Source organism: Collinsella sp. HCP28S3_B9, assembly GCF_052066095.1.
In the GTDB taxonomy this organism is placed as follows: Bacteria; Actinomycetota; Coriobacteriia; order Coriobacteriales; family Coriobacteriaceae; genus Collinsella.
In genome coordinates, this window is record NZ_JBQHST010000075.1 from 1 (window position 1) to 613 (window position 613).

Here is a 613-nt window from a genome sequence, read left to right on the forward strand (position 1 = left end):
CACGTTGCGGTAGAAATGCACCGTGCAGCGCTGGTAGCGGGCCCCGGGGAACACCTCCTCGAGCGCACCGAGCATCCCCGCGCACTTGTCGCCGGTGACGAGCCGCACGCCGGAGAGCCCGCGCCCCTTGAGCCAGGAGAAGAACTCGCGCCAGGACTCCGCGGACTCGGTGTACCCCTCGGAGCAGCCGATGACCTCCCGGTCGCCGGCGGAGTTGACGCCGATGGCGACCAGCACGGCCACGTTCTCGTAGGACCCTCCCCAGCTGCGCTTGAGGTAGATGCCGTCGACGAAGACGTAGGGGTAGCCGCCCTCGAGCGGCCTCTGCCGCCATGTCTCGATGGACGCGAAGGCCCTCTCGTTGAGGTTGGAGACGGTGCCGGAGGACACCGGCGCTCCCCACAGGAGCTCGGAGACGTCCTCGATCCTCCTGGTGGAGACGCCCGCCAGGTACATCTCGACGATGGCCTCCTCGACCGAGGTCTCGCGCCTGCGGTAGCGCTCGATGACGGCCGTCTGGAAGGTCGCCCCGCGGAGCTTCGGCACGCTGAGCTCGACTTCCCCGGCGCCCGTGACGAGCCTCCTCGTGTAGTGGCCGCTGCGGTAGGCCTCC

1 protein-coding gene is annotated in these 613 nt (G+C 69.3%); it reads right to left on the reverse strand.

Going from position 1 to position 613, the window contains the following annotated elements; genetic code table 11:
• The coding region (locus ACTNBB_RS09140) for an IS256 family transposase (protein ID WP_441058016.1) at positions 1-613 on the reverse strand (613 nt) is incomplete at both ends.